This is a genomic window from Haladaptatus sp. (assembly GCF_049589095.1).
Taxonomy (GTDB): Archaea; Halobacteriota; Halobacteria; order Halobacteriales; family Haladaptataceae; genus Haladaptatus.
Genome location: NZ_JBAWAC010000613.1, coordinates 1 through 8,242, shown reverse-complemented (window position 1 = coordinate 8,242; position 8,242 = coordinate 1). Strand labels below are relative to the sequence as shown.

Below are 8,242 nucleotides of genomic sequence, written 5' to 3'. Positions count from 1 at the left end.
GCTTCGGCCGTCTCGTGGACGAGTTCTGCGGGGGCTTCGAGTTCGCGGGCGATCATCTCGCGCTCCTCGTGGGTCTTGCCCTGAAGCTCCCGAATCGCGCCTTTGATGGTGCGCTGGTGGTGAACGGCTTGGTTCACGTCGCCGGTTCCGGCCTCGCCCTTCGTGCGGATCATCGCCGCGCCCTCGTTGATGCGGCGAAGCGCCTCGCCGAGGTTGCGCGCGCCGCAGACGAACGGCGAGGTGAACTCACGCTTGTCGATGTGGTACGCCTCGTCCGCGGGGGTGAGGACCTCGGACTCGTCGATCATGTCCACGCCGATGGATTCGAGGATCTGGGCTTCCGTCGTGTGGCCGATTCGTGCCTTGCCCATCACGGGAATCGAGACCTCGTCGATGATCTCCTCTACGTCGGCGGGGTCGGCCATCCGCGCCACGCCGCCGCGCTTTCGGATGTCCGCCGGGACGGCTTCGAGCGCCATGACGGCGACCGCACCCGCGTCCTCCGCGATGCGGGCCTGTTCGGGGTTCACGACGTCCATGATGACGCCGCCTTTCTGCATGCGGGCGAAGCCGCGCTTGACCAGTTCCGTGCCGCGCTTGAGTTCCTCGATGTCGGTTGGCTCTGCCATGGTGGACCCTAACGAAGCCGGGGGTTAAGACGTACCGATTACGGCACGGGGAAACCAGTCAAAACGCCAATCGAAGCCTCTTTGGGACGACAATTCCTCGCCGAGGGTATGACGAGCCTTCCGGCCCGCGAAACCCTCCCGCGGTACGTCGCCCCGCTTCCAGAGTGGCTGGAGGATTTCGGCCTGCGAATGGCGTGGCCCATCGTTATCATCAATCTCATCGGCACCGCGTTCGGTTTCTGGTACTACGGCTTTCATCCGTTCACCAGTCCGCACGTAGCGTGGCAGTTCAGCGTCGAACCGATGTCGATGTGGCTCTTCGTTCCGGACAGCCCGATGGCTACGCTGTTCATCGCGATATCGCTCGCCCTGTGGAAACTCGGGCGAAACAACGAGTGGATGAACATGCTCGCCTTCTTCGGCTGTCTCCAACTCGGCCTCTGGACGCCGTTCGTGCTGGCCGTGTTCCACAACGGGTTCCTCCAGGACACGAGCGGGCCGATGTACGCGTTCCTGTTCTGTAGCCACCTCTCGATGGTCGTGGAGGCATTCCTCATCTACCGCTACAGTAGCTTTCCGGTCGGAGCGATCTCGTTTGCCGTCCTCTGGTACGGCTTCAACGACGTCGTGGACTACTTCATTCCCATCGTCGGAACACCCCACCACACCGGCCTGCCAGCACAAAAGCTGATGGCGAACGGCTGGTTCAACCACCCCGTCCACACGCACCGAATCGCCGCGGCGGGAGCTGTGGTGATAACGCTGTTGGCGACGTTCCTGGCGCTCACGACGCGCATCGAGAAGTTGGAGTCGAGAGTAAAAGACTGAAGGATTGGAGCTAATCGTCGTTCGTGTGCGAGCGAACCCACAACTCCCCGATTCGTGAGAGTCGCGTGCGGTAGGATTTCCCCTCCTCTTCCTGTTCGATGTAGCCCTTTCCGCCCGGGCCGAGTCGGTCCACGTTGTAGATGACCTTCGACCGGAAGCTGTCGGTGTACTCCTCGTTCAGGTCGCGGGCCAGCGTCTGTGCGAGTTCGCTCACGCTCTCGAACTGGCCGTGCTCTCCGAGCGTGAACAGGATGAGTTCTTCGAACGGTTTGACGTTCGAGAACGACGCCACGGGGAGTTCCACAATGTGACCCGTTCCGACGCGTTTCGCGCCGATGGTCGTCCCGCGCTCGTCGAACTCCGAGAGCAGGTCGCGGGCGTGTTCGAGGTGCGTCTCGATCCGCTCCTCGTCCACCTCGCCGTTCAGCACGGATTCGAGCAGTTCGGTCTCCTCGCGCAGTTCCTCGGCGAGTTCCGTCTCCAGATACTTCTCGGGTGCGGTGTAGTAGGTGTGAATCTTTTCGCGGTCCTCCTGTCGCTCGACCATGATGGAGTGGGCGGCGGTGGCGAACGCGAAACTCACCGTCCGGGGCATGGCGCTGACGTTCACCCACACCTCGCCGCCAGCGTCGAGTTCGGCGTTGATACGCTCGTAGGCCTGCTCGAACGCCGTGTCGTAGTCGTACACGTCCTCGATGACGACGCGTTCGGTTTCGGCTCCGAGCAAATTCTCGAAGTCCTTGCCGAGTTTCCGGGAGAGGTTACGGGAGTACTCGACGTTCGCCTCGCTCCCCACCGCACCCTCCAACAGGATGACGCGGTCAACGTCCAGTTGGTCGCGCACCAGCGGCGCGATGAGCCGGTCGTAATCGAACCCGACCGGGACGATGTGTGTCTGCATGGGCGGGGATTCTCGGGAAACGGGTTTAAAGTCGTCGTCAACGGGTCTCGGAAAGACGACTTCGAATCCGGGACGGACGGCGTTGGAGGACCTCATCCGTCGGATTCCGTACCCGTCAGAACCAATAGAATTAACTCCCCATAGTCAATACTCCCATCCGAAGCATGCGGGGTAAAGCCGCAAAAGGCCAGTGCAGGAACACTGACCCCGTCTGCTTCGGAGCCTACCGAAGCATGTCGGACAACGAACCTTCTAATGAAAAGCGTATCGCCACCACACAAACCGTCCTCTGTCTCAAAGGCATCGACCGCGAGGACGTGGACGAGCAGTTGTTGAAATTGATCCACGAGCATTTCAAGCAGCGAGGGTTGCTCGTCCGGGATATCTCCGTTCACGCCCAGCGACGGTACGCGTCCGGTCGTTCGTGGCATGAAACACCGTGAAGCGGGCTAGAGATTCACGACACTTCATCTAGAGATGATCAGTACTCCACCGTTCTCAGTGTTGCAACGAATCGTTTCTCACCCCGGTGAGGGGGTAAGAGCCCTTTTAGCACACACTGCTCCAGGTAACACGAGGAAAAGCAAAGCGACAACGTCGTTGAAAGGCATCTTTGGGACTGTGTAGTACAGCCAGAGGCCGTAAAGGACTCCACCGAAGCAGATTAGGGCTCCTATCGCGAACAGGGTTTTTTCCGTTGAGCTCATATTCGATGTAGTGTGTCACAAAATATATTTTTATTTGGAACTATCTATTGAGAACTCACATAACGAAGCTTCCGCGAGCGAAGCTGACTCTTTCGTTCTCCCGACGAGTGGGGTGTGTCCCTTTACCTATCGAAACCGACCACCTGCCTATGCCCCTCGACATTTCGAAGGAGGAGTGGCCGGGACTCGCGGTCAGCGTGGCGTTCTGCGAACTCGCGGGAATCGTTCCGGGCGTGCTCACGGCGGAGGACGTTTCGACGTGGTATCAGACGTTGGAAAAGCCCGACGGGAACCCGCCAGATTGGGTGTTCGGGCCGGTCTGGACGACGCTGTTCTTCCTGATGGGCGTGGCCTTCCATCTCGTACGGCGCGAGGAAGGGAGCGGGCGTGCGGTTTCGACGTTTCTACTCCAACTCGGGTTGAACGTCGCGTGGACGATGGTGTTCTTCCGCCGTCACTCGATTCTGGGTGGCGTCGTCTTCATCGTCGGACTGTGGCTCGCCATCGTCGTGACGGTACTGGCGTTCGTCCGCGTGAACTGGAAGGCGGCGCTGCTGTTGATTCCGTACCTGCTCTGGGTGTCGTTCGCCGGGTATCTCAACGTCGAAGTGTGGCGGCTCAATCGATAATTCTCCCGTTCTCGAATCGCTGACGGCCCGCTCTTTTGCGCGTCGGATTTATATTTCGAGAGACCCTACCACGAATCGTGAGCGAGCGAACGAGTGCCCTCGACGCCCTCGTTTTCGGTGTCGATATCCAAAGCGGGGACGTTCGGGGTGATTCTCCCTCTTACGCGCTCGTCGTCTACGACGGCGAGGGAATAGACCGCGATGTCGTCTCTTACCGCAAACTCCGGCGGCTCATCCACCGCGACGAACCGACGTTCGTCGCCACGGACAACATGTACGAACTCGCCGCCGACAAGAACGCTCTCGTCCACTTCCTCGGCTCCCTGCCGGACGACACCCGCCTCGTGCAGGTGACGGGTGCGGAGCGACCCGAACCGCTTTCCCGGGTCGCCTCGCGCCACGGCGTTCCATACGGCAAGAAACCGATGCGCGAAGCGGAGGCTGCGGCCCGCCTCGCGGCCATGAACGTCGGCCAAGAAGTCTCGGCGTTCACGAACACCACACAAGTCAAAGTCGCACGTGGGCGTTCGACCGGAAAGGGTGGCTGGAGCGCCGACCGCTACACTCGCCGGATTCACGGGTCGGTGAAGGAACACTCCCGGAAAGTCGAGTCGAAGCTCAAGGAGGCGGGTCTGGACTACGAACGCGACGTGACCGAGAAGTACGGCGGCTACTCAAACGCGATCTTCGAAGTCGAAGCCCGGCCGAGCGACATTCCGGTCTCGGCCCGGCGTTCCGGCGACATCCGCGTCGAAGTCGAACGCCTCCGCCGCGACGGTATCGAATTCGAACCGCTGGCGAAGCGCCGCGATCACGTCATCGTCGGCATCGACCCCGGTACGACGACGGCGGTGGCGATGACCGATTTGGACGGCAACGTGCTCGACGTGTTGAGCACGCGGACCGCCGACACGGCCGACGTCATCGAGTGGATCATCGAACGCGGGCGGCCGGTCATCATCGCGGCGGACGTGACGCCGATGCCCGAGACGGTCGAGAAGTTCCGCCGGAGTTTCGACGCGGCCGGATGGACTCCCGACACGGACCTGCCGGTGGACGAGAAGCAACACCGCACGAGAGAAGACGGCTACGACAACGACCACCAGCGCGACGCGATGGCGGCCGCGCTGTTCGCCTACGACAGCCACGAGGACCAGTTCGGGCGAATCGCCCGGAAGGTCCCGCCGGGAATCAGTCGCGGCGAGGTAACCGCCCGCGTCGTCGCCGGTGACGAGAGCGTCGAGAGCGTCCTCCGGGACCTGTCGGACGACCCGGAACCCGAGGAAGAACAGTCCGAACACACCGTCCGTGAACTCTCCCCCGAGGAGAAACGCATCAAACAACTCGAATCGCAGGTCGAACGCCTCCAGTCGCACGCGGACGATTTGAACGAGAAAGTCGAGCGAAAGGACGAGCGAATCGACGAGTTGGAGACGGAACTCTCGGACACGCGGCGGAAGGAACGCCAGAGCGCCCGCGAACGCAGGGAAATCTCGCGCCTGCAACGCGAGAACAACAGGCTGGAGGACGAGCTCGACGACCGCGACGAGACCATCGAGGCGCTGGAAGGCAAACTCGCGCGACTCAAGGAACTGTGGAAACTCGACCACTCGAACTTCAGCGACGTGTCGGAGAAACAGGCCGGACTCGTCGCCGTCAAACCTATCGAGAAGTTCACCAACGACGCCATCGACGCCGCCGACGAGAGCTATGGCCTTGCCGACGGCGACGTGATTTTCCTCCGCGACGCGAGCGGCGCGGGACATTCGACCGCCGAGCGGTTGGTGGACATCGCTCCCCGCGTCGTCCTGAAAGCGGGTGGCATCTCCGACGCGGCGGACGAGGTGCTGTTCGAACACGACGTTCCGGTCGGCCCCGCCGACGAGGTGACGATTCAGGAGATAGACGAACTCGCCGTCGCACGCGAGTCGGAAGTCGAAGCCGTCATCGACGACTGGCACGACCGGGCCGAGGAACGCCAGAAACAGGAAAAGGCCGACCAACTCGACCAACTCATCAGCGAACATCGGGCCGAGAGTCGAGCGGACGGTCGCGGGTCGTCCTCGCTCGGGAACTGATCTTACGTCGTCCAGTCGGTCGTCAGCGTTCGCAGGACGCTCAATCCCCAGATGGCGACACCGAATCCGAGCACCAGCACGGTCGCATACAGAAGCACGTACTCCGGGAGCGTCGTCGAAACTCCTTCCTGAAATCGAATGGCAGGATACAGCGCGAGGGCGCCGACGACGGTCATCCAGAGACCGATCCGTTTTCCGTTCATACCACCGGGTTTTTCTTCCGATGACTTGGCTGTTGGGAGTGCGATTCCCAGTAGCATGATGACGCAACCCTAAAGCCGGTGAACCATCTTTTCCCGAGCATGGATGCCTACGAGTTAATCTCACGGAACGCCGAGGAGTTGGTGACCGAGGAGGAAGTGCGCGAACTCGCGGCGGACCCCGAGGGCAAGCGCGCCTACGTCGGCTACGAACCCTCCGGCGTGCTCCACATCGGGCACATGCTCACCGCGAACAAACTCATCGACCTGCAGGAAGCCGGGTTCGAAGTCGTCATCCTGCTCGCCGACGTGCACGCCTACCTGAACGATAAAGGAACGTTCGAGGAGATTCAGGAGACCGCGGAGAAGATGAAAGAGCAGTTCATCGCCTACGGACTGGACGAGGAGAACACGGAGTTCCGCTTTGGCTCCGAGTTCCAGATGGACGACGACTACGTTCTCGACCTCCACTCGCTCGAACTGGAGACCACGCTCAACCGCGCGAGCCGTGCGATGGCGGAAATCCAGAGCGGCGACTCCACGAAAGTCTCGCAGGCGGTGTACCCGCTCATGCAGTCGCTCGACATCGAATACCTCGACTTGGACCTCGCTATCGGCGGAATGGAACAGCGCAAGGTGCATATGCTCGCCCGCGACACGCTCCCGAGCATCGGCTACGACGCGCCGACCTGCCTGCACACCCCACTCATCGCCGAACTCTCGTCCGGCGAGGGCAAGATGTCCTCCAGCAAGGGCGTCACCATCTCGATGGAGGATTCGACCGAGGACATCGAGGAGAAGGTCAACGGCGCGTTCTGCCCGCCGACCCGCGACCCCGAAGGCGACCTGGAAAATCCCGTCCTCCAAATCTTCGAGTACCACGTCTTCCCGCGCTTCGAGCAGGTCGTCGTGGAACGCCCCGACAAGTACGGCGGCAACCTCGAATACAACGATTACCAGTCGCTCGAAGACGACTTGGAGAGCGGCGAACTCCACCCCGCCGACGCGAAGGGCGCATTGGCGACCTATCTCGACGAACTCATCGCACCGGGCCGCGAGAAGATTCGACAGGCCGAGTAGCGCCGTTCTAATTGCAGCGCTTTTGGCCGTCTGTAGCGGATTCCCGTACTGTTCCCCATCCATAAACACTGGAACGCTATACGAAATCCTGTATCTGGACGACAGTGGCTCCTGTATCGCGGCGGCTGTTTCGGCGTTGCCTGATGGTGGGGAAGAATAATATTACCCGAAAGTCTCGACTCAAACAATGACCGCATGCCTACCGGATGGCGTCCACCACGTCGACTGTCGAACACGGGACAAACCGAACGTGTACATCGTCGACGACGGTGACATTACGCTCGTGGACGCCGGTTGGCCCGGCGACGAAGGGACCGTACGGGACGGCGTTCACGATGCCGGTCTCGAACTGTCGGATATCGATCGTGTTCTGTTGACCCACTACGACGGCGACCACGTGGGAACGCTCTCACGATTGACGCCCGACTTGGATGCACCGGTGTACATCCACCGGTTGGAAGCACCCTACGTCTCCGGGGACCAACTCCCTCCGTGGACCGCTCGCCACGGGATCGAGGCGCTGCAGCGATTGTATTACCGGCGGCTTACGCTTCCCGACCTTCCCATCCGTTCCATCGAGGACGGGGAGACGATCGGCGACTTTCGGGCGTATCACACGCCGGGGCATACGCCCGGCCACGTGGTTTACCTTCACGAGAACCTTTCCGCCGCGTTTCTGGGCGACCTCGCGTACGGGTTCGGGGACAGTCTTCGTTCGTCCGGCAGGATCACCAGTTACGATACCACCCAAGTCACCGAAAGCATCGAATCACTCTGTGAACGGACCGAGGAGTTTCGGTACGCGTGTCCCGGGCACGGTCCCTCGCTCGAAGACGGTCACGACCTGTTGGCGAGCCTCGTCGCGTAATCTGCGGCCTGCTGTTGTCTTATTCTCCCGAATTCGACGCTTTCAGAACCATTTCGACCACGCCCCCTCCCTCCGAAACGACGCTACGACTCGGACCCCGTTCTCCCGTGATGCCGATTTGATATCGCTGATTTGGGTTTATCGACGATGGGAGTCGGACCGCTTTTCCGGCATCTACGATCGGGAACGGTGTTCGAAAAGAAGAAAACAGCCCTTGAGAACGGATATATCGACGGAATCCCTGGATTACTATCCGCTGCCGGAATGAAAACCGCCCGTCGATTACTCGAATCCGCCGCCCATCATTCCGCCCATTCCGAAG

At 61.0% G+C, this 8,242-nt stretch carries 9 protein-coding genes; 6 read left to right on the top strand and 3 right to left on the bottom strand.

All coding sequences use genetic code 11. From position 1 onward, the window contains the following. The coding region (locus WBV42_RS19455; RefSeq protein ID WP_423987505.1) for a pyridoxal 5'-phosphate synthase lyase subunit PdxS at positions 1–629 on the bottom strand (629 nt) is incomplete at its 3' end. A gap of 108 nt (positions 630–737) precedes the next feature. Between WBV42_RS19455 and WBV42_RS19450 the strand changes: the two genes are divergently transcribed. Then, entirely contained in the window at positions 738–1,457 is a 720-nt protein-coding gene (locus WBV42_RS19450) for a DUF1405 domain-containing protein (RefSeq protein WP_423987504.1), read from the top strand. A gap of 10 nt (positions 1,458–1,467) precedes the next feature. Here WBV42_RS19450 and WBV42_RS19445 read toward each other — a convergent pair whose 3' ends face one another. Beyond that, on the bottom strand, positions 1,468–2,358 hold the full coding sequence (locus WBV42_RS19445; RefSeq protein WP_423987503.1) for a DUF6293 family protein: 891 nt from the start codon (positions 2,356–2,358) through the stop codon (positions 1,468–1,470). 233 nt (positions 2,359–2,591) lie between these two features. Between WBV42_RS19445 and WBV42_RS19440 the strand changes: the two genes are divergently transcribed. The 3 genes from WBV42_RS19440 (at position 2,592) to WBV42_RS19430 (ending at position 5,772) form a co-directional block, all read left to right on the top strand. After that, a complete protein-coding gene (locus WBV42_RS19440; RefSeq protein WP_423987502.1) occupies positions 2,592–2,801 on the top strand; it encodes a hypothetical protein in 210 nt (69 codons plus the stop codon). Between the two features lie 413 nt (positions 2,802–3,214). Beyond that, positions 3,215–3,694, top strand: coding sequence for a TspO/MBR family protein (locus WBV42_RS19435; RefSeq protein ID WP_423987501.1), 480 nt, complete (start codon positions 3,215–3,217; stop codon positions 3,692–3,694). A gap of 77 nt (positions 3,695–3,771) precedes the next feature. Beyond that, positions 3,772–5,772 (top strand): DUF460 domain-containing protein, encoded by a 2,001-nt coding sequence (locus WBV42_RS19430; RefSeq protein WP_423987500.1) that lies wholly within the window; start codon positions 3,772–3,774, stop codon positions 5,770–5,772. Between the two features lie 2 nt (positions 5,773–5,774). Here the strand turns inward: WBV42_RS19430 and WBV42_RS19425 are convergent, their stop codons facing one another. Continuing rightward, positions 5,775–5,975, bottom strand: a complete 201-nt coding sequence (locus WBV42_RS19425) for a hypothetical protein (RefSeq protein WP_066140546.1) — start codon at positions 5,973–5,975, stop codon at positions 5,775–5,777. Positions 5,976–6,074: 99 nt separating this feature from the next. On the opposite strand from WBV42_RS19425, the gene WBV42_RS19420 reads away from it, so the two are divergent. Continuing rightward, complete coding sequence (locus WBV42_RS19420; protein WP_423987499.1) at positions 6,075–7,052, top strand: tyrosine--tRNA ligase; 978 nt, start codon at positions 6,075–6,077, stop codon at positions 7,050–7,052. A gap of 187 nt (positions 7,053–7,239) precedes the next feature. Beyond that, positions 7,240–7,920, top strand: a complete 681-nt coding sequence (locus WBV42_RS19415; protein ID WP_423987498.1) for an MBL fold metallo-hydrolase — start codon at positions 7,240–7,242, stop codon at positions 7,918–7,920. Positions 7,921–8,242 lie beyond the last annotated feature (322 nt).

Bases quoted from the DNA above. Each gene is read 5' to 3' on its own strand.
- WBV42_RS19440 (WP_423987502.1), top strand. From the start codon at position 2,592: ATGTCGGACAACGAACCTTCTAATGAAAAGCGTATCGCCACCACACAA.
- WBV42_RS19435 (WP_423987501.1), top strand. From the start codon at position 3,215: ATGCCCCTCGACATTTCGAAGGAGGAGTGGCCGGGACTCGCGGTCAGC.
- WBV42_RS19420 (WP_423987499.1), top strand. From the start codon at position 6,075: ATGGATGCCTACGAGTTAATCTCACGGAACGCCGAGGAGTTGGTGACC.
- WBV42_RS19425 (WP_066140546.1), bottom strand. From the start codon at position 5,975: ATGAACGGAAAACGGATCGGTCTCTGGATGACCGTCGTCGGCGCCCTC.
- WBV42_RS19450 (WP_423987504.1), top strand. From the start codon at position 738: ATGACGAGCCTTCCGGCCCGCGAAACCCTCCCGCGGTACGTCGCCCCG.
- WBV42_RS19445 (WP_423987503.1), bottom strand. From the start codon at position 2,358: ATGCAGACACACATCGTCCCGGTCGGGTTCGATTACGACCGGCTCATC.
- WBV42_RS19415 (WP_423987498.1), top strand. From the start codon at position 7,240: ATGACCGCATGCCTACCGGATGGCGTCCACCACGTCGACTGTCGAACA.